Source organism: Erwinia sp. MYb375 (assembly GCF_037479175.1).
Classification (GTDB): domain Bacteria; phylum Pseudomonadota; class Gammaproteobacteria; order Enterobacterales; family Enterobacteriaceae; genus Erwinia; species Erwinia rhapontici.
Genome location: NZ_JBBGZS010000023.1, coordinates 761,321 through 781,261 on the forward strand (window position 1 = coordinate 761,321; position 19,941 = coordinate 781,261).

Genomic DNA, 19,941 nt, shown 5'->3' on the forward strand with positions numbered 1-19,941 from the left:
CATTGCGATAGGCTAATTTATGGGAAGCAGACAGGCTGTGTTTCATAAGGATTAATGTATAATCCTTACCAAAACAAGGAGATGAGAATGTATATCAAATCTGGGGCGTTGTTAATCGTAGCACTCATCCCATTGACATCGGTTGCAGCAAAAGGAGATTTTGATTTTTCGGTCTCAGGGGAAAATACTTCCTTCGACTCTGGATGTGTAGAGTCCATTCAATATGTTGAGACGGATGAAGTGGATAATGAGAATATAATCATGAAATTCACCGATGAATGTGGGAAGAAATTATCGACCCTGACCCAACAGAACATCGGCAAGCAGATGACCATCGCCTATAACGGTAACAAACTTACATCCGCTGTGATTGCCTCGCGCCTGAGCACTCGTTTCAGAATATCTGCAAAGGAAATACCAAGGGTTCTGTTGATGAAAATATTTCATGATTATGAAACAGTTATTATTCGCCCAGAATAACTTTTAGCTCATCCATATCTTCTTGCACTGCGGTTTTAAGACCGCGTCTCTCGAGCCACTTTCTGCCCCAGATACTTAAATCCATGACGATCTTGTTGAGCTCACGACCTTCCTCACTCAACGAATACTCTACTTTAGGCGGAACAACAGGATAAACCTTTCGCAGGATCAGACCATCCTCCTCAAGCTCGCGTAACTGCTTCGTCAGTAGCCGCTGATTGATAGTGGTCATAGATCGCTGAAGCTCACTGAAACGCTGTGTACCGTCCTTAAAGAGATGATAGAGGATCACCCCTTTCCACTTTCCCCCCATGATGTGAAGAGCCGCTTCCATCGAACATCCCGGTGCGCAGTTATAATTACGTAATTTTGTCATAATTTTCACGGTTACCTTTTGGTAAGTAGGTGCTTTTTTTTAGCGTATTTACTAAAGATGACCGCATGGTACTTTGAGCGGGTCAAATATAAAACACTTTCTGGAGAAGAAATGTCAGCTTTACTTTTTGAGCCCATTACCATTAATGGCGTTGAATTCCGTAACCGTATAGCCATGTCCCCGATGTGCATGCACTCTGCTTCTGAGGACGGCCATGTTAACGATTTCCACGTTATTCATTACGGCTCGCGGGCCTTGGGCGGCGCGGGATTGATCATGCTGGAAACCGCCTCCGTATTGCCAAATGGCCCGATTGGCCCGGGCGACATTGGTATTTGGGACGACAGCCACGTTGAAGGGCTGTCTCGCGTAACCGACGCTATTCATCGTTTTGGTGGGAAAGCCGGCGCGCAAATCGGTCATGCTGGTCGTCAACTGGGTATTGACCTGCCGTCAATCGCGCCTTCATCGATTCCTTTCACGCCGCAGTCCCGCGTACCGCAGTCCATGAGCATTGAGCAGATCAAAGAGGTTGTAGAAGCTTTCCGCCAGAGTACGCGTCGTGCACGTGAAGCCGGTTTCGACGTTATCGAGATTCACGGTGCGCATGGTTATTTGCTGAATCAGTTCCTGTCTCCGCTGGCTAACAACCGTACCGACGAGTACGGAGGAAGCCACGAAAACCGCTACCGCATTATGCGTGAAGTTATCGATGCGGTACGCAGTGAGTGGAAAGGCCCGCTGTTCCTGCGTATTTCCACGACTGATTATGTGGAAGGTGGTAACCGTCCAGAAGACTTCCTGATATATGGGAAATGGATGAAAGAGCAAGGTATTGATTTACTCGACTGCTCAAGCGGTGGGATCGCCATGGTGCCGGTAACTACCTATCCCGGTTATCAGGTACCGGCTGCTGAGTTGCTGCGCCGCGAGTTGGATATCAAAACCGGTGCAGTCGGTCTGATCGAAACAGGTCGTCAGGCTGAAGAGATTTTGCAGAACGGTCGCGCCGATATCATTCTGGTGGGTCGCGATATGCTCAAAGATCCGTTCTGGGCACGTACAGCTGCGGATAATCTGAATGTCGAACTTCCGGTTCCGGCGCAGTACACGCGTTATGGTTCAGGCTGGCAACGTTCTCAGCCACGTCAGCCAGCAGCTGAACTAGAGAGCACTGTAGAGCGTTAAGTTGAAAGCCTTCGAAGCCCAGGTGCGTCATTTGCAAAATGGCACTGATATTGCTGCGACTCGAATTAACAACCAGGAGTAATGACATGAACAAGCCGACTTACGTGCACGAATACCAAGCCATCAACGAGGTGCTGAACCAGTACATTGAGGGCTGCAAACAGGCCAAAAGCAGCATTATGAAGCTAGCATTCAGTAAGCAAGCCACGATGTTCAGCGTCGATGACGATGGTCAGCTCGCTGGCGGCGCGATTCCAATCCTGTTTGATGGAATCGACAACGGTTTTACCCCCTCTCCAGACGCCCAGGCCGCGATCACCCGCATCGAGATCGTTGGTTCGGCGGCTAGCGCCCGTATCGACGCCAACGACATGTCTGGCATCTCGTTCACCGACTTCTTCCATCTGCTAAAGGTCGAAGGCAAATGGACTGTGGTCAGCAAGATTTTTTACACACACCCAAATCAGTAAATGGAAGATGACGTAAAGCGCATTTGAAAAAACGTATTCTTTGGCCAGGCATGAACCGCGTGGCCAGAAGAGAGGTAAGTTGTGACGGACATCACTTGCATTTTCAGCCCTGCGGAGCACCCGGCGTGTCTGAAGGGACATCCGACACCTCAAGCACCTCGCCGGTGGTGTAGAAATGTCCGCCGGCAATATAGTGCAGGCTTCGCCAGTCTGAAGACGCGTGTTCAAACTGCCAGTGTCCGTCCCTGAAAATGCGCGTGTCAGCCCACGCTGCCTTGATCTCGCCAATAAACAAATCATAGGCCTGCTGGTTATGCTCTTCGGGGATAAGCTCGCAGTAAAGCCAGGCGGCACATCCAGAAACCAGTGGTGCATCTACGTCAGGAAGGTGAAAAAGCGTCGCGCCTGAACGGGCCAGTTTGTCCTTATCGCTGAAGAAGGATTGTGAGCCCAGATGATGTACCAGCGGAGCCTGTGATGCGATCGGTACCTGAATCATAAAGTGCCCGCTCTGCTCAATCAGCGCGCGGGTGAAGGTCGCCTTATCAAGGACAACGGTCAATCGCGCTGGCCCATAATCCAGCGCACAAACCCATGACGCAGCCATGACGTTTTCCGTTCCGTCATGCTGCGCCGAAACCAGCGTTGTCGGGCCATGATTAATCAGACGATATGCCTTTGCCAGTTCAACAGGCTGGATGTAATCGTTCATTTTCAGACGGTCTCCTCAGTATTCACTGTTGCTGTAGATAATCGGCCAGGCTGTTATGCCCTGACATGATGAGATGCATAACGACGTCTTCCATCTTTTGCGTTTCACCGCGCGAGCGGGCTTCAAAACTGGCCTGCCACACAATGACAGTTTCCTCTTTTCCCGTCAGCAGAATCAGGCTCACCGTACGCAAGGCTGAGCTGGCCAGCTCCAGCTCCAGCACATGGCTACCGACGAGTCCGGTAGTGCTTGCAGGCTGCATCAGTGAGCTGACCAAATGGATATCAGGATGCGACGTGGGTATGGTAAATCTTGCTGACCACGGTCCAGCTGCCGTTCACCTTCAGAAGATTGAAAAAGTCGGTGAAGCGAAAGCCTGAAATGTCATCGGTATCAATGCGTGCGCTAGCTGCGGTTCCGACGATATCCACGCGAACGATAGCGGCCTTCGCCTCAGGAGAGGGACGGAAATCGCAGTCAATAACGTCGAACAACCCCTGAATGGGGCCACCGGTGAGATTACCGTCGCCGTCAGCGCCAAAAATGGTGGCCTGCTCACTGAAAGCGGGCTTCATGATCTCGCTCTTAGCCTGTTTACCGCCTTCGTTGTACTGATTAAGTACAGCCACAATGGCGTTGTAATCCTGTACGTAAGTTATTTCGCTCATCTTCTTTCTCCGTAGTGATAAACCGGGTATCCGTTCAGATCCCCTCTTTCACTTGCTGGTACCATTTTGTAGTGACCACTAAGTAATGTTATTATTGTATAGTGATCACTATGTAAAGTGTCAAGCGATAGATTGAGAACCCAGAAATGAAAACGCCAGGTGTAAACACAGCCAGCGGAAAGCCCAAGGGCAGACCGAGAAGTTTTGATCGTGATAAAGCCCTGCTCCGCGCACTGGATATCTTCTGGCGAAAAGGATTTGAGCCAGCATCGGTCGCCGAGCTATGTGAAGCGATGGAGATCAATCCGCCCAGCCTCTACTCCGCCTTCGGTAACAAAGCGAAACTGTTTCTGGAAGCCGTGAGCTATTACGAAAAGGTTTACTGGAAAGCGACCTGGGAACGGCTGGAAGAGGTAGAGAATATTCACGAGGCGATTGATAACTTCTTCAGTGAATCGGCCGATATACTGCTGTCACCCTCCGCGCCGTGCGGTTGCATGGTGGTGCTTGCTGCAATCAATGTCTCGCAGGAGTCCGCCGATGTTGTCAAGGCGGTCAGCGTGCTCAGGCAGGAAGGCAAAGATCTCTTCGATAAGCGACTCACCAGGGCCGTACGGGAAAAGCAGCTGCCGGTAGACACCAATACCGCCGCGCTGGCAACCGTTCTCAACACCTTGCTGGAAGGGATGTCGATTGAAGCTAAAGACGGCGCGACGCTGCAGAGCCTCAAGACGATCGGACAGCATGCCACCCGATTGCTGCCAGTGAACAAAAACTGATCGCACAAAATGCTACTCACAATACTAGACGACTGGTCAGTTTTTAATTTACAGTAACCGGACTATGAAAAAACACGCGACTAACGTGCGTCAGCACATCATCGATGTGGCCAGAACGCTGATTACTCACAAAGGCTACAGCGCCGTCGGCCTGGCTGAAATTGTTAAAGCCGCCGGGATCCCCAAAGGATCGTTTTATTACTACTTCCAGTCCAAGGAAGAGTTTGCTCAGGCGCTGTTAGAGCACTATTTCAGCAACTACCTTATTCAGGTGGATGAACAACTGCGCGGTGCCGAACCCGCCCGCGAGCGGCTGCTGCGTTATTTTTCCTTCTGGAAAACGACACAGGGTGCCGACCTGCCGGAAAGTAAGTGCCTTGTCGTTAAGCTTGGCGCGGAAGTGTGCGACCAATATGACAGCATGCGAAGTGTTCTGGCGACAGGAACCCTCGACATCGTGGCGAGAATTTCGGCATGCATTCGCCAGGGCCAGCAGGATGGCTCATTATCCGGTGATGATGATGCAGAAGATCTCGCTGAAGAGCTCTACCAGCTCTGGCTGGGTGCTTCACTTATGGCAAAAATTCACGACCCGGATACGTCATTCGATAAAGCAATGAATGCGACAAAGCGGCTGCTTAGATAGCCGCATTTTTTTTCACCAATTAACTAGACGACTGGTCAACTATTTGGAGTATCTATGACTGATAACACCACCCGTACCGATTTATTTTCACCCGTTGCCATGGGGAAACTTCAGCTGTCGAATCGTATTGTCATGGCGCCGGTAACCCGCAGCCGTTATGGCGAGGAAGGTGTTCCTGACGAACTGCATGCAACTTACTACGCGCAGCGTGCCAGCGCTGGCCTGATTATTTCAGAAGCGACTAACATCTCCGCTCAGGGCCGTGGCTATGCGGCTACGCCTGGGATCTGGAGTGAAGAACAGGTTGCAGGCTGGAAGAAAGTCACCGATGCCGTTCATGCTGAAGGCGGAAAAATTGTCTGCCAGCTCTGGCACGTGGGCCGTTTCTCCAGCGTTGAGCTACAGCCTGATGGGGAACGTCCGGTGGCCCCGTCGGCCATCAAAGCTGAAGGCCAGACCTACACCGTTAACGGCTTTGTTCCGGTTTCCACGCCGCGCGCGCTCGAAACAGACGAAATTCCCGGCATTATCGAGCAGTACAAGCATGCGGCAGAAAACGCCCTGCGCGCCGGGTTTGACGGTGTTGAAGTGCACTCTGCCAACAGTTACCTGCTCGATCAGTTCCTGCGCGATTCCACTAACCACCGTACCGATGACTGGGGCGGCTCAATTGAAAACCGTGCCCGCCTGACGCTGGAAGTGACGAAAGCTATCGTCAACATCTGGGGCAATGAACGCGTTGGCATCCGCCTGTCACCGGTGACCCCTGATGCGGGTAACACGCCGCCGGACAGCAATGTGATGGCGATGTATGGCTATCTGATCCAGCAGCTGAATCGCTTTAATCTGGCGTATCTGCACTTTGTTGAGGGGGCAACGGCAACGTCGCGTGAAGTTCCTGCTGATGTGGATATGGATGCGCTGAGCGCCCAGTTCGACGGCCCGTTCATCGGTAACAACAACTATGACCTGGAGATGGCCATCAGTCGTCGTCATGCCGGGATCATTGATGCCGTCGCCTTCGGCCGCCTGTTTATTTACAACCCGGACCTGGTGAAGCGCCTGCGTTATGGTGCCGAACTGACCATCGCGCCGAAAGAAGCCTATTACGGCGGTGGCGCGAAGGGCTACACCGACTGGCCAGAAGCGAATCATTGATAAACATTGATGGCGGGTATTCGTCCCGCCCCTGAACGTCATCGTCAATGATCTTATCGTTTCGCCAGCTAAGCAAAAATGGTAAAGGTGATATTAAGAAAAGTTCCTGATTTTCTCGATGCCCTACTGTGGCGCTACAGCGTTATTCCTGAACCCTGTGCGCCATGCTTGCTTAGTGCCAGGAGCGGAAATCCTGACGCAGAACTATCATGGTCATTAAAGTGACCGTCACCATTTAATGAGGATGAATGCCATGCTCCTGGAAAAGCTGAAAGCGCTCGAATGCTCTCTTCAAGGAGCTAAACGGAATGACCGGGAATGGCTTGAACAGATACTTCATCACGAATTCACTGAAATCACACGATCGGGTATGTTGATTGATCGTGCGCAGACAATCGAATCTCTTGTGGGAGAAGTCTGTGCACCTACTATTTTCAGCAGCGACTTCCGGATTATCCGAGTAAGCGATGATGCCGCGATATTACACTACAGAACGATTAATGCTGATGGCAGTCGCCCCGCGTTGCGTTCTTCTTGCTGGGAATGCTCTCATCGTGGGCAATGGACACTGGTTTTCCATCAAGGAACACCCGAGGCCGTTAGCGAGTAGATGTGAATGACGGTACGTCGCCCAATACGGATAGTTTTCCTGTAGCCTCCCCCTACCCGCGCGTGCCAATATGCTCTCAGCCCGCCCGTCGCAATCCGCGAAGTAGCAGGTTCAGCGCGGTAATGCCTTGTGTCAGCCGCGTATTGCTCTCATCACCCTCGGCAATCCAGAATGCCGCTTCTGCCAGGCTACCGTAAATCAGCGAAGCCAGTCCCTCAGGGTCGACGTCGTCTACGACACCTTGCTGAATAAGATTGCGAATCAGGCCGCGCATGGATTCCACGCAATGACGCTGCGATTCAGGTGAAGAACCGCCCAGCACCGCTTTAGCATCACGCAGCACAATACGCTGAAATTCAGGTTCCAGCGCCATCTCAAGGTAAGCCCGACAGCGGTTGCAAAAGCCCTCCCACGGATCATTTGCATGAGTGGAAATCGCCTGCAGACGCTGATCCATCTCGTCATCAATCTGCTCCACCACTGCCACCAGCAATCCTTTCTTATCACCAAAGTGATGATAAAGCGCACCACGGGTCAGCCCTGCCTGCGCAGTCAGATCATCCATTGAGGTATCAGCGTAGCCATATTCACAAAAGACCTTACGGGCAGTGGCTAACAATGTGGCTCTGGTCTCTTCCATCTCGGCACGGGTGCGGCGAACCATAATCTTCTCCTTACATACGACATGAATGATTATTTACAAACACTCCGTATGAATATAGGATTGGATTCATACGCGTTGTATGTATTGTCGCTGTGTCACCTCGTTGTGGCAAGCAAATGCTACCGGAGATGATGATGGCTAATCTGTATCGAGACCTTTTTACTGCCCCTGGCACGGCACATTTTGCCGTTGCAGGCCTGTTAGCGCGCATCCCGTTGCCGATGGCAGGCATCGGGATTATCACGCTATTTTCGCAGCAGTACGGAGGCTATGCGCTGGCGGGAGCCATTTCCGCGACCTTTGTTCTGACCTACGCCCTGCTGTCACCTCAGATCTCCCGATATGTGGATCGCTATGGGCAGCACCGCGTTTTGCCTGCGGCTACGGCGATCAGTGTCGCGGGTTTTGTTATCCTCATCGCCTGTTCCTTTTGGAGTGTTGCCAGCTGGGCTCTGTTTTTTGGTGCATTCCTGGCGGGGTTTATGCCCAGCATGTCGGCCATGGTACGGGCACGCTGGACGGCACTTTACCGGGGCCAGCCGCGTTTGCAGACTGCCTATTCGCTTGAAACGGTGCTCGATGAGCTGACGTTTATTGTTGGCCCACCCCTCTCGATTGGCCTTTCCATCGCGCTGTTTCCCCAGGCGGGTCTGCTGCTCACGGCACTTTTGCTGTTTTCAGGCGTGTTTGCACTGGTGATACAGCGCGGAACGGAACCTCCGGTCATGGCGGTCTCCTGCAGCAAGACTGGCTCAGGTTCGGTCATCCGGATAACCAGCGTGCGGCTATTGGCGCTGCTGATGGTAGCGATGGGCGTTATCGTCGGCACGATTGATATCGTGAGTGTCGCCTGGGCCGAAGCGCTGGGGCACCCGGCGGCGGCCAGCCTGGTGTTATCAGCCTATGCCGTGGGTTCATGTGTATCCGGATTGCTGTATGGCTCACTCAAGCTGAAAACCCCACTTCATCGGCTGTTGTGGCTGGGCGGGCTGGCCACTGCCACAACCACTGTCCCACTGATACTGGTCACCCATCTTACCGCGCTGGCGGCCGCCGTCCTGGTGGCGGGCCTCTTTTTCGCCCCAACCCTGATCGTGGCCATGTCGCTCGTTGAACGTCAGGTTTCTGAAAGTCAGTTAACAGAAGGCATGACCTGGCTGCTGGCCGGGCTGAATGTGGGCGTTGCGCTGGGCGCCGCCCTCGCGGGTCAGGTGGTTGATAGCAATGGATCACCCGCTGGATTCTATGTCGCCTTAGGTGCCGGAGTCCTGGTACTGCTCATGGCACTGTTAAGTCATTTAACCCTGCACAAGCAGGATAATCGCGCCTGAGTTCGGTGCATTCTTTAGGATCTGAATGATGAATACATTTTCTTCCATGGACTCTATTCGCCACACCTGGACGGCAGTGATCGCGGTCGGTCTGGCGACGTTCTCTGTTGTCACAACAGAAATGCTGCCGGTGGGGTTGCTGACATCCATTGCCGGCACACTCAGCATTACGACAGGAAGCGCAGGTCTGATGATTTCCCTGCCAGCATTGCTGGCCGCTCTGTTCGCGCCATTCGTCGTCATTGCATCGGGTGGAATAGATCGCCGACGGATACTGTGTGGCCTGCTGGCGTTGCTGGTTGTGGCAAACCTTGCCTCCGCGCTGGCCCCTGATCTGATCATCATGCTTGCAGCCAGGATTCTGGTTGGCTTCTGCATGGGGGGAATATGGGCAATCGCCGGCGGGCTTGCCTCGCGTCTGGTCCCGGAGAAGGCGATTGGCCTGGCCACCTCCATTATCTTCGGCGGTGTTGCTGCTGCATCAGTATTGGGCGTGCCCCTGGGGGCATTTATTGGCGATGTCATCAGCTGGCGCTGGGCATTTGGCATCATGGCCATTTTCAGCGCACTGGTGCTGGCATTCCATCTTGCGGTCATTCCGGCGTTGCCCGTTACGGGTTCGGCTAACCTCAGCCATTTCATCGCGCTGCTTGGCAACCGCAAAATACAAACCGGTCTGTTCCTGACGTTATTACTCGTAACAAGCCATTTCGTGGCCTTTACCTTTGTACGCCCACTACTGATCTCAGTGTCAGGATTTGAAACCCAATGGATAGGTGCCATCTTGTTGGCCTACGGTATCGCCGGTATCGCCGGTAATTTTCTGGCAGGTATCACCGCAGCGCGCTATACGGCATTCACCCTGACTGCGATTGCGACAGGGCTGGTGTTAACGCCGTTACTGTTCATTGTCGCCGGGCAATCGGTCACAGGAGGTAGCGGTGTCCTCATTTTCTGGGGGCTGGCTTACGGTGGGCTTTCGGTCGGACTAATGACCTGGATGATGAAAGCCGCACCCCGTGCCGTGGAGATCGCCGCTGCACTTTATGTCGGGGTTTTCAATACAGGGATTGCGCTGGGGTCGTGGAGCGGGGGCCAGATCGTCGACAGGTTGGCCCTGACAGATACACTCTGGCTGGCCTGTGGCTTAGCGACTGTCGCCTTAATTTTGGCAGTCGCTGCTGGCATGAATAGAGGGGAGACACGATGAGAGTGACCCCCCATTCATTTTCCGGTCAGGCAATACGGTATCCCTCACCCGCCTTAAACACCCTGGCAAATCCCGTACTGTCTAAGTGCATTCCAGCGATGAGGAGATTTTCTCTTACCGCCTGAGCCATGATTTTTTTCCGTGTTTCTCTGGCCTGAGGGGGGTCACAGTCAAAGACAATTGAAACGTCGGGGCGTGCTGACTGGATATGGGGGAAATGGACGATGTCTCCCCAAATCAATAAACATTCATCGCCTGAAGTGATGCGAAAACCCGTATGCCCTGGCGTGTGACCCGGCAACCATTCCGGAAGAATGCCGTCAGCCACCTCGCCCTTCCCAATCAGGCGCACTTTACGGGCATAGGCGTCTAACGTTCGTCGGGCCAGATCAAAATTGCGCTGCCCACGTTCATTCGCCATTTTTCGTTTTTCATCATCCTGCCAGTATCTCGCTTCGAGCGGATGAAGATAAAGTTCTGCCTGATTAAATACTGGTTGCCCTTCAGCATCCAGCAGCCCCCCAATATGGTCAGGATGACCGTGCGTCAGTAATACGGTATCCACGTCATCGGGGCTGACGCCAGCAGTAGCAAGCGTCTCTTTAAGCTGCCCGCCGACGTTGTTCAGACCTCCCGCACCGGCATCGACCAGCAGGGTCCGCCCCCTGCCCTGAATAAGGTACCCGTTGATAGGGATATTGCCGGGTTCAGCGATCCGGGCGTTATGCTGAATAGCCGCCGCTTCTGCGGTCTCAATCCCTGACAATAACTCCAGGCTCGCTGACATCGTGCCATCGCTGAGGGCTGTCACCCAAAAATCCCCAATCTGACGGCATGGTAATGACGGATTGCTCATAGTGACCTCGGCATGAATAAATAACAGGTGCTCAATAGCCTGCTTAGTGACTTTTACTCATCCTATAAGCCGCCAGTTCGGTAATAAATCGATATTTACTCAACCATTAGTGACATTATGTCACTGACAGCTCACCACCCTTTTTGAAGAAGGTCATATTCATGCGCAGAAAAATTCCCAGCAGTGCTTCACTTCAGGCGTTTGAGGCCGCCGCCAGGCACGGTAATTTTGCGCGAGCCGCAGAGGAAATGTCATTAACGGAAGGCGCCATCAGCCGTCAGATTGCCCGCCTGGAGTCTCTGCTCGATTGCAGACTGTTTGACCGGACGGGAACCCGGGTAAAGCTCAATCCAGTGGGGGCTCGCTATGCCCATCACGTGCGGCAAATACTGGAACGGCTCGAACGCGATACTCAATACGTTATGGGAATGCCCGAAGGTAGCAGAACGCTGGAAATTGCCGTCCTGCCGACGTTTTGCAGCCGCTGGCTTATCCCTCGCCTCAATGGCTTCCAGTCTTTATACCCGGACATCACCTTGAATATCGCGGCCAGAACCGATCCCTTCATTCTCACCGGGAGTGGCTTTGACGCAGCCATTCATTTTGAGCATCCCGCATGGGCAGGCATGCGTATGCACGTTCTGTTTGAGGAGAAACTGGTGCCGGTGTGCCATCCCGGCCTGTTAACAGACGAGGATATCTTTAGTCAGTTGAATACTCTGCCCCGTATTCACCGACGGCAGAATCCGGAAGCGTGGCCTCATTATGCCGGGCAAAGCGGGATCGTCCTTGATAACCCGGCTCAGGGTGTTCGCTATGACCTTCATGAAATGGCGATAGCGGCCGTATTAGCAGGACAAGGGATCGCCATGCTGCCTCGCATCTACATCGAAAAAGAGCTTAACAGTGGGTCGCTGGTTGCGCCCTGGCCGCAATCAGAACAACTGAGCAAGACATTTTGTTTAGTCAAATCGGTTGAAACCGCAGTCAATGAATCCGCATTGCACGATTTTGAGCACTGGTTGCAGGCAGAATCATTGCTGAAGACATAATGGTGGGCAGCTTTGTGCCGGGAGCAGACATAACCTCACATCAAAAAGAGAGGGGCGGCACAGTGCAATTCAAGCGCTGCACGATCCGGCCATTCCTCTATAAAAATAAAATGCCCCGGATCCTTTTCATCGATATACAGATCATAAGCGATGCAAAGAGGTTCCTTTTTTGTGGCCGATATTAGCTCACGGTACAAAGGCATAACTTTTTTCAACCCCATCAGGTTTTATAAAATCTTCGGCAATGACTTTTAGCATTACAGCCTCTAAAGATAAAAAGAATATACATAAAATGGCGAAAAAAATGTTTTGGAAAAATGGCTCAGAGCTGTGTCTGAGAAATATTAAAAATCATTATCCAACATGACTGTTTCTATCCATCCTTGTGTTTGCTTGTCGCTGATAGCCGCCAGTCCCATCCTACCACTATATCAGGCGTTTTCTTGACACCGACCCACCGGAAAGATGTCATCCCCACAGGAGATCGCCGTCGTGGTTTTAAAACCCACCGCGTGCACCCTGTCGGTGGGGATGAGGCCAGCTTGAGGTAAGCCGGACGTCACGCGCCAGGGATGGCGCGAGCCGAGGCACGCAGGGATGTGGGTTTTTCCGTTCCGGCGTGCTCAAGCTGGCCTTAGCCCGGTTGCAAATGATGTCAGCAACACCTGTGCCGTTGACCTCAGGATTTTGACCTGGCCTGATGTGCCAACCATCAGCACTGGTCGACCGAAAAAGAGGGTCGACCACTACGGGTAGGTTTAGCCGCGGGGGATATCATTTCGATGTATGGACAGGCGCTATTAACAGACCTGGATTACGCTAAGAGTAAAGCCACGACGGAGCCAGACGATGTCACTCAACCTACCACTGCTCATCGCGTTACTGATTGCCCTGCTCACTCCCGGCGTTGCCGCCATCGCCGCTAACGATAATGGCGCCTGCCAGCAAAGCTGCTATGTGCAGAACAGCCGCTGCGATCGGGATAAAAACAGCGGCTGCAGCGGCGCATTGCAACGCTGCGTGCAGGCGTGCCCCCGCTAGCCGTGTTCTTTACTGAGCGGGATCACCAGCGGTGTACCGTAGAATGGGTCATCGATAATGCGGCAGTTCAGGTCAAACACGGTTTTTACCAACGCTTCACTGAGGATCGCCTGCGGCGCCCCTGCCGCCACCACGCCGCGCTGATGCACAGCGACCAGATGGTCGGCATAACGACAGGCCAGATTGAGGTCGTGGAGTACCATCACAATGGTTTTATTCTGCTGGCGATTCAGGTCACGCAGCAGATCCAGCACCTCAATCTGGTGGGCAACATCAAGAAAGGTCGTCGGCTCATCCAGCAGCAAAATTTCGGTGCCCTGCGCCAGCGTCATGGCAATCCACACCCGCTGGCGCTGCCCACCCGACAGCGCCTCAACCGGGCGAGCGGCCAGCCCCGCAACATGGGTAGCGTGCAGAGCGGCATTAACCTCGGTTTCATCCCGGGCTGACCACTGCTGCAACCAGTTCTGCCAGGGGTAACGCCCCAGGCTCACCAGCTGGCGCACGTTAATGCCTTCCGGGGCTACCGGGTTCTGCGGCAGGATCGCCAGCTCACGGGCCACCGCAACGGTCGACTGCTGCTGAATATCCTGACCGTTGACGCGGACCGATCCGGACTGCGGCTTCAGAAGGCGCGCGAATGATCGCAGCAACGTGCTTTTTCCGCTGCCGTTGCTGCCGATCAGCACCGTGATTTTCCCCTGCGGCAGGTCAATATCCAGACCGTCAATAATGGTCTGATTCTGGTAACTCAGGGTCAGATCGCGGGCGGCAATGGCCGTCATAGTTCAGCTTCCTTAGTGACGTTGGGTGATCAGCAGAGTTAAAAAGAACGGTGTGCCGAGTACCGCGACAAAAATCCCGGCAGGCAGATCGGCGGGCAGAAACAGCACGCGGCCGATCAGATCGGCCAGTATCAGCACCATGGCACCAACCATCGCACTCATCAACGCCTGCCCGGCAAATTCGGCGGCAACCAGGCGTTTGCCGATATGCGGGGCAATCAGCCCGACAAACGCCATCGCCCCGCCCCAGGCAATCGCCACGCCTGCCAGCGCCACGCTCACCAGTAACAGTCCGCCGCGCTGCCACTGCACGCGCACGCCAATGCCGCCTGCCAGCGCCTCATCCAGCTGTTGCACCATTACCTGACGGGCCAGCCAGAACAATAAGGGTAGGATCGCCAGCAGCCACTGCGCCAGAGCCACGGCCTGCGACCAGGTGGCTCCGTATACGCTGCCGGTCAGCCAGACGTAGGCCGATAGCGTGGTGGTCAGCGGGCTGAACACCAGGATCAGCGTGGTCACCGCCCCGAGCAGCGCCGACACACCCACGCCGATCAGCACCAGTCGCAGCGGTGATGCCCCCTGCTTCCAGGCCAGCAGCCAGACGCTGGCGGTAGCCAGTCCGGCACCCGCGATAACCGCCAGCGGCAGCAGGCTGTCGCCCAGCGTCATACTGAAGAAGGCCAGGTAGATCACGGCGGCCGTCCCGGCACCGCTGGTGATCCCCAGGAGATCGGGCGAGGCTAATGGATTGCGAATAATGTTTTGCAGGATCAGACCCGATACCGCCAGCGCCCCACCCACCAGCCCCGCCAGTACGATGCGCGGCAGACGAAGCTGCTGCACAATAAACGTCAGCCCGCCGGAGTCATCGCTCAACAGCAGCCGCAACACGGTTATGGGTGACATTGTCACTTTTCCCTGCGTCAGCGACAGCAGCATCACCAGCAGCAGAATACCCAACGCCAGCAACAGCCGTAACACGGTGTTCAGATTGATCTGGCGTGAAAAAGCGCCCCAGCGTAGCGCGATAATTTTATCCATAGCGTCCTCCACGCCGCGCCAGCCAGATAAAGAAAGGCGCACCAAACAGCGCGGTCATCACCCCCACCGGCACCTCCTGGGGCAGGATCACCACGCGGGCCAGGATATCGGCCAGCAGCAACAGTAACCCGCCCCCCAGCGCGCAGCCTGGCAACAGCCAGCGATGATCGATGGAGAGGCCTTTGCGTACCATATGCGGCACCACCAGGCCGATAAAACCAATGCTGCCGGCCAGCGCCACGGCGCTCCCAGCCAGCAGCACAATCAGCCCTGCCAGCAGCAGGCGAACAGGCCCGGCACGCTGGCCCAGCGCGGTGGCTATATCGTCCCCGGCATTCAGCACGTTCACCTGCCCGGCAAATAGGAGCGTGACCGCCAGCCCAACAGCGCTGAGCGTCAGGATCGGCCATGCAGCAGTCAGTTCACGCTCACTGAGCGATCCGGCCAGCCAGAACAGCAGCGTATCCAGCCCCTGCTGGTCGATCACCAGCATCGCCTGGCTAAAGGCGGTAAACAACGCGGTGATCGATGCCCCGGCCAGCACAATACGCAGCGGATTAAGGCGCCCACGCCCGGCCGTACCGATCAGCCACACCAGCGTTCCCGCCACGGCGGCGCCGGCAAAGGCGCACCAGACCAACGCGTTGAGGGAAGCCAGTGAGAATACGGCGCTGCACAGGATAATAAAGAAGGTGGCTCCGGCATTGATGCCAAACAGGCCGGGTGACGCCAGCGGATTACGCGTCAGCGCCTGCATCAGCGCACCCGCAACGGCCAGACTGGCCCCCACGGCCAGCGCCATCAGCGTACGCGGCAATCGGGAGGTGGTCACCAGAATATGCTGGAGGTTCATACTATCGTGCCGGGTCAGCGCCGCCAGCACCTGCGGCAGTGATATCCAGTTGGCCCCGGCCATCAGGCTGAGCAACACGGCCATCAGGAGCAGCAGCGCCAGGATGCACAGTTTCATCGCTGGCGTCATGCTGGCTGCCCCGTAATCAGCAGGCGTTCGATATCGTCCAGCACCGCATTCGCGGCGATAATCCCGCCGGAGAGTACCCAGGTCACGCTGTCCACCTGCCACACCTGGTGGTGTTGCGGCGCCTGCATCTGTTTCCAGAGTGGATGACTGACCAGCGTGCGGTAATTATCCCGCACCACGGACTTTTCCGCGTGCAGCATGACAAAAAACAGATCGGCATTGACCACCGGCAGGCTTTCACGGCCGCTGAGTTTGATCGACACGCCTGTTGCCTGACGTGCGGCCTCATTCCAGTGAAAGCCGAGTTCGCTGAGGATCATGCCGGGAAAACTCTGTGGCAGATAGCTACGCAGATGGTCCGCGCGGATATCCAGCACGGAGACCGTCAGCGGCCAGCGTGCTGCATAGTGCTGTTCCAGTAACTGACGCAGGCGATTAACGCGCTGTTGCCAGCGGAGTAGCAACGCGGCAGCCATCTGCTGACGATTGACCGCCCGGCCCACCGCCTCAACGGTCTGCTTAAATTCGTAGACGTTATCGAGCATCACCAGCGGCGCGATCTGCTTCAACAGTGGCGCAAGCGCCTGGTGGCGAAAGCGCGAGGCGATAATCACATCTGGCCGCAGCAGCACGATATCTTCAAGGCTGGGCTGGGTTTCCAGCCCGACGTGCGGCACACCGTTTAATGCCGTGCGCAGATAGCGGTAGGTGGGCTTTTCACTCCAGGAGTCCACCACGGCGCTGGGGGTGATCCCCAGCGCCACGAGGGCATCGGTCGCCCCCTGAAACAGGGTAATCACGCGTAAGGAAGCGGTGCCCTGCGCCCTGAAGGGCACCAGCGCACCGGCGGCCAATATGCCCATACCAAACCGCAGCACCCTGCGGCGATCATCGTTTACTGCATCAGAAATCAACGTTGTAACCCAGCGTCACCGTACGGCCACGGCCGGAGAAGTAGCGGTCCGGCTCCACCAGGGCACTCTGCGAATAATAGGTGATGTACTGCTTATCAAACAGGTTAGAGACCGCCAGGTTCACCCGCCCCCGCGGCAGTTTATAGCCTACGGCGGCATCCACCAGCGCGTAACCGCTGAAGTCTTTATCCTCTTCATCAAACTCACGGCTTAACGCCCAGTTGGCCTGAATAAAGGAGCTCCACTGTGGCGTCCAGTTCGCCGACCAGCTGGCAATAATGCGGTCCGGTGAAACATTCAGACCATCGAGTTTGGCATCCAGGCTACCGTTTTCATCACTGTCATAGCGGCCGCGCATATGCGAGTAGCTGAGTTTCAGGCGGTGATCATCATTGACCGCATAACCCAGGGTGCCTTCGAAGCCGTCGATTTCGGTTTTCTCACGGCGCGTCACGTAGACATCCCCCACGCGGTCAACACGGCTACCCAGCTTGGAGCGGGACTGGTAGTAGCTCAGTTCAAAATCAAACGGCTGCTGATCGATGCGGAAACCGTATTCGGTATTCTCGGTCACAATCGGTTGCAGGTTCAGGAAGGTCCCTGCACTCATCCCCGGCTGGTTAATGCCGCGCAGCACACGGCCGACATCCGGCATGGCAAAGCCCTGAGAGTAGTTGGCAAACAGGCTGAGTGGCTCAACCGGCGTCCATACCGCGCCAACGTTATACAGCGTTTTATCGAAACTCGGTTTCCCGCCGCCGACCGTCACACTGTTGGCGCTGGCGATGGTCTGGTAGCTGTCGATATCCAGGCGTGCATATTCGTAGCGCACGCCACCGGACAGTTTGAGTGAGTCCACGGGGGCGACTTCAAGCTGCACAAACGGCGACAGATCGGTGTATTTAATTTCCGGTACATAGGTGCGATGTGTGCCCCACAGATCCTGCTTCGACTGGTCGAACAGCGTATCGAAGCCCAGGGTGACTTTCAGGTAGTCGTCCCAGATATCGTCTTTGGTCAGCGCCATTTTGGTGCCGTACTTGGTGGTGACCGCGCGCGACTGATCGTACAGCGTGCCCACCGGGGCAATGTTGGCATCCTGGAAGGAGCCGGACAGCGTTGATCCAAACAGCGCTTCATACTGCTGGTAATACGCCAGCGCAGACAGTTTCATGCCGGCCAGATTGTAGTTGTCGTAGGTTATCGCCGTGCTCCAGACCTCATTATGTGGCGCTTCCCCTTCCGGCGTACCCTTGATCGAAGTGGTCGGGATGCCGCGTTCACGGTCGCCGGTGACGCTGAGATAATCATTTTTGCCTTTAAGCTGGTAGTAGCTGGCGCTGAGCTGGATGCGCTGATCGTCATCCAGCCAGTAACCGACTTTGCCTAACAGATCATAAGCGCGTGAGTTCATCAGATCGCCCTGGGTGTTATCCACCCCCACCGGGCGGTTATTGCCATCCAGATACAGCCCCTGATCTTCATAGCTTACCGAGAACAGGTAATCGAGATACTCTTCGCGGCCATCAACGCCATAGGTGGTTTTGTACCCCATGGTGTCGCCTTTGAGCTGCGAGGTCGGAGATGAGGCTTCCACGCCAAAATGCTGATTAAAGGCACCCGGTTCCGGCCGTTTGGTGATCAGGTTAATCACCCCGCCCGCGGCACCAATGCCGTTGCTGGCGTTGGCACCGTGGATCACCTCAATACGTTCGATCATTGAGGCATCAATGGTGTGCATTTCGCGCCCGGTAGGACGCAGCGGGTTCGACTGGGGAATACCATCAATCATCACCAGCGGGATGCGGCCGCGCAGGGTTTCGCCGCTGCCGCTCATTTTCTGACGGCTGGGGGAAAACGACGGTAACAGGTTGCTTAAAATCTGTGAGGTATCAGAGGTGATCTGCCGCTGCTGTTCAATCTGCTGTTTGGTAATGATGGTGATGACCTGCGGGGAATCTTTCTTCTCACTGGCGGTACGGCTGGCGCTGACCACCATATCTCCCCCGCTATCGGCTGTTTCTTCAGCATAAAGTGGCCCTGCCATTAATAACGGCATCAGCGAACATAGCGCCCTGACTTTCATCTCACGATCCTTTTTACCTGGAGAAAAACCCGCTTTGGGGCAGGTTAAATGTGCCAAAGGGCACCAGTGGTAATGCGAATGCGATTATTATCATTATCATTTACGGTAACAATAGGAATAATTAGACATTCTTCCTTACATATTCCTTACACCAAAGGTGAAAAGTCACTTAAATTTGGCTTAACTAACTGATGAAGAACAAAAAATATCGGCTCTCCCCCTTGTTGATTTGTCTCCGGACGAACGCTATTTTTTACTGATAAATGTGATGCACATCACTCTTTTCCGTCTCAAAAAAACAGCTCAGGCGCGTAAACAGATCCGATAAATGCCAGTGTGACTTTCCAGATCACGTATTTATGAATTTTTTTCATCACTTCTATACACCAGACGTTCTCAATCGTATGGCGCTAATCCTCTATGATGGACAGATATCAATGTAGAGTAAAAATGATGATCGATATTATTAAACACGGCAGTAAACCTGCGGCGGCTGGCCCGGCTGACTACTTCACCGGTAAGGTTGAAATCAACGCACCGTTCAGCGCTACTGAACCGGCCCGCGTGGGCGGTGCGACCGTGACGTTTTCCGCCGGGGCGCGCACGGCGTGGCACACTCACCCGCTGGGGCAAACGCTGATTGTCACCGCAGGCCAGGGCTGGGTGCAGGAGTGGGATAAGGAAGCACAGGCGATTGCCACCGGGGATATCGTCTGGATCCGCCCGGGTGTGAAGCACTGGCACGGTGCCGGAGCGGATACCACCATGACGCATATTGCGATTGCTGAGGCGCAGGACGGTAAAGCGGTCGACTGGCTGGAGCATGTGAGCGAGGCGCAGTATCAGCGCTAGTGGCTGACTTTGATGGCTGACCTTCTCCGGTCAGCCC

General features: G+C 54.8%; 23 protein-coding genes and 1 pseudogene. 12 read left to right on the plus strand and 12 right to left on the minus strand.

Translation table 11 applies throughout. From position 1 onward, the window contains the following. Positions 1-87: 87 nt before the first annotated feature. Complete coding sequence (locus WH279_RS16480) at positions 88-480, plus strand: SecDF P1 head subdomain-containing protein (protein ID WP_339457756.1); 393 nt, start codon at positions 88-90, stop codon at positions 478-480. On the opposite strand, the gene WH279_RS16485 is transcribed toward WH279_RS16480, so the two are convergent. Then, positions 464-856: a winged helix-turn-helix transcriptional regulator gene (locus WH279_RS16485; protein WP_159336638.1), complete on the minus strand. Its 393-nt coding sequence runs from the start codon at positions 854-856 to the stop codon at positions 464-466. The two genes, WH279_RS16480 and WH279_RS16485, sit on opposite strands and share 17 nt — an antisense overlap. Before the next feature lie 111 nt (positions 857-967). Here WH279_RS16485 and namA point away from each other — a divergent pair, with 111 nt between their 5' ends. Beyond that, positions 968-2,044, plus strand: coding sequence for an NADPH dehydrogenase NamA (gene namA, locus WH279_RS16490; RefSeq protein WP_167864919.1), 1,077 nt, complete (start codon positions 968-970; stop codon positions 2,042-2,044). Between the two features lie 86 nt (positions 2,045-2,130). Beyond that, positions 2,131-2,514, plus strand: coding sequence for a nuclear transport factor 2 family protein (locus WH279_RS16495; protein WP_339457757.1), 384 nt, complete (start codon positions 2,131-2,133; stop codon positions 2,512-2,514). 103 nt (positions 2,515-2,617) lie between these two features. Here the strand turns inward: WH279_RS16495 and WH279_RS16500 are convergent, their stop codons facing one another. Genes WH279_RS16500 through WH279_RS16510 form a run of 3 tightly spaced genes read right to left on the minus strand, consistent with a single transcriptional unit; the run spans position 2,618 to position 3,894 of the window. Next, entirely contained in the window at positions 2,618-3,226 is a 609-nt protein-coding gene (locus WH279_RS16500) for a flavin reductase family protein (RefSeq protein ID WP_159336634.1), read from the minus strand. Positions 3,227-3,248: 22 nt separating this feature from the next. Next, positions 3,249-3,488: a hypothetical protein gene (locus WH279_RS16505; RefSeq protein WP_339457758.1), complete on the minus strand. Its 240-nt coding sequence runs from the start codon at positions 3,486-3,488 to the stop codon at positions 3,249-3,251. 22 nt (positions 3,489-3,510) lie between these two features. After that, on the minus strand, positions 3,511-3,894 hold the full coding sequence (locus WH279_RS16510) for a nuclear transport factor 2 family protein (protein ID WP_339457759.1): 384 nt from the start codon (positions 3,892-3,894) through the stop codon (positions 3,511-3,513). Between the two features lie 146 nt (positions 3,895-4,040). Here WH279_RS16510 and WH279_RS16515 point away from each other — a divergent pair, with 146 nt between their 5' ends. The 4 genes from WH279_RS16515 to WH279_RS16530 all read left to right on the plus strand — a co-directional run bounded on the left by WH279_RS16515 (position 4,041) and on the right by WH279_RS16530 (position 7,087). Further along, entirely contained in the window at positions 4,041-4,673 is a 633-nt protein-coding gene (locus WH279_RS16515) for a TetR/AcrR family transcriptional regulator (protein ID WP_339457760.1), read from the plus strand. Positions 4,674-4,737: 64 nt separating this feature from the next. Beyond that, on the plus strand, positions 4,738-5,319 hold the full coding sequence (locus tag WH279_RS16520) for a TetR/AcrR family transcriptional regulator (RefSeq protein WP_339457761.1): 582 nt from the start codon (positions 4,738-4,740) through the stop codon (positions 5,317-5,319). A gap of 54 nt (positions 5,320-5,373) precedes the next feature. Then, entirely contained in the window at positions 5,374-6,477 is a 1,104-nt protein-coding gene (locus WH279_RS16525) for an alkene reductase (RefSeq protein WP_339457762.1), read from the plus strand. A 253-nt stretch (positions 6,478-6,730) separates the two neighbouring features. Then, positions 6,731-7,087, plus strand: coding sequence for a nuclear transport factor 2 family protein (locus WH279_RS16530; protein ID WP_339457763.1), 357 nt, complete (start codon positions 6,731-6,733; stop codon positions 7,085-7,087). Between the two features lie 76 nt (positions 7,088-7,163). Here WH279_RS16530 and WH279_RS16535 read toward each other — a convergent pair whose 3' ends face one another. Next, the gene (locus WH279_RS16535) at positions 7,164-7,751 is read right to left on the minus strand and encodes a TetR/AcrR family transcriptional regulator (RefSeq protein WP_167864917.1); all 588 of its coding nucleotides are present in this window, start codon (positions 7,749-7,751) and stop codon (positions 7,164-7,166) included. Positions 7,752-7,885: 134 nt separating this feature from the next. Here WH279_RS16535 and WH279_RS16540 point away from each other — a divergent pair, with 134 nt between their 5' ends. Next, entirely contained in the window at positions 7,886-9,082 is a 1,197-nt protein-coding gene (locus tag WH279_RS16540) for an MFS transporter (RefSeq protein WP_339457764.1), read from the plus strand. Between the two features lie 28 nt (positions 9,083-9,110). Continuing rightward, on the plus strand, positions 9,111-10,292 hold the full coding sequence (locus WH279_RS16545) for an MFS transporter (RefSeq protein ID WP_339458755.1): 1,182 nt from the start codon (positions 9,111-9,113) through the stop codon (positions 10,290-10,292). 25 nt (positions 10,293-10,317) lie between these two features. Here the strand turns inward: WH279_RS16545 and WH279_RS16550 are convergent, their stop codons facing one another. Continuing rightward, the gene (locus tag WH279_RS16550) at positions 10,318-11,148 is read right to left on the minus strand and encodes an MBL fold metallo-hydrolase (protein WP_339457765.1); all 831 of its coding nucleotides are present in this window, start codon (positions 11,146-11,148) and stop codon (positions 10,318-10,320) included. 161 nt (positions 11,149-11,309) lie between these two features. Here WH279_RS16550 and WH279_RS16555 point away from each other — a divergent pair, with 161 nt between their 5' ends. After that, complete coding sequence (locus tag WH279_RS16555; RefSeq protein ID WP_339457766.1) at positions 11,310-12,200, plus strand: LysR substrate-binding domain-containing protein; 891 nt, start codon at positions 11,310-11,312, stop codon at positions 12,198-12,200. A gap of 44 nt (positions 12,201-12,244) precedes the next feature. Here WH279_RS16555 and WH279_RS16560 read toward each other — a convergent pair. Further along, positions 12,245-12,458, minus strand: a pseudogene (locus tag WH279_RS16560) (putative quinol monooxygenase); the annotation flags it as partial. A 591-nt stretch (positions 12,459-13,049) separates the two neighbouring features. On the opposite strand from WH279_RS16560, the gene WH279_RS16565 reads away from it, so the two are divergent. After that, a complete protein-coding gene (locus WH279_RS16565; RefSeq protein WP_339457767.1) occupies positions 13,050-13,241 on the plus strand; it encodes a hypothetical protein in 192 nt (63 codons plus the stop codon). Here the strand turns inward: WH279_RS16565 and WH279_RS16570 are convergent. Genes WH279_RS16570 through WH279_RS16590 form a run of 5 tightly spaced genes read right to left on the minus strand, consistent with a single transcriptional unit; the run spans position 13,238 to position 19,052 of the window. Then, entirely contained in the window at positions 13,238-14,026 is a 789-nt protein-coding gene (locus WH279_RS16570) for an ABC transporter ATP-binding protein (protein WP_339457768.1), read from the minus strand. The two genes, WH279_RS16565 and WH279_RS16570, sit on opposite strands and share 4 nt — an antisense overlap. 12 nt (positions 14,027-14,038) lie before the next feature. After that, the gene (locus WH279_RS16575; protein ID WP_339457769.1) at positions 14,039-15,070 is read right to left on the minus strand and encodes a FecCD family ABC transporter permease; all 1,032 of its coding nucleotides are present in this window, start codon (positions 15,068-15,070) and stop codon (positions 14,039-14,041) included. Continuing rightward, complete coding sequence (locus WH279_RS16580; RefSeq protein WP_339457770.1) at positions 15,063-16,052, minus strand: FecCD family ABC transporter permease; 990 nt, start codon at positions 16,050-16,052, stop codon at positions 15,063-15,065. Before WH279_RS16580 ends, WH279_RS16575 begins: the two co-directional genes overlap by 8 nt. After that, entirely contained in the window at positions 16,049-16,915 is an 867-nt protein-coding gene (locus WH279_RS16585) for an ABC transporter substrate-binding protein (RefSeq protein ID WP_339457771.1), read from the minus strand. Before WH279_RS16585 ends, WH279_RS16580 begins: the two co-directional genes overlap by 4 nt. Positions 16,916-16,955: 40 nt before the next feature. After that, positions 16,956-19,052, minus strand: coding sequence for a TonB-dependent receptor (locus tag WH279_RS16590; RefSeq protein ID WP_339457772.1), 2,097 nt, complete (start codon positions 19,050-19,052; stop codon positions 16,956-16,958). Between the two features lie 456 nt (positions 19,053-19,508). On the opposite strand from WH279_RS16590, the gene WH279_RS16595 reads away from it, so the two are divergent. Next, complete coding sequence (locus WH279_RS16595) at positions 19,509-19,904, plus strand: (R)-mandelonitrile lyase (protein ID WP_339458757.1); 396 nt, start codon at positions 19,509-19,511, stop codon at positions 19,902-19,904. The last annotated feature ends 37 nt before the right edge of the window (positions 19,905-19,941 follow it).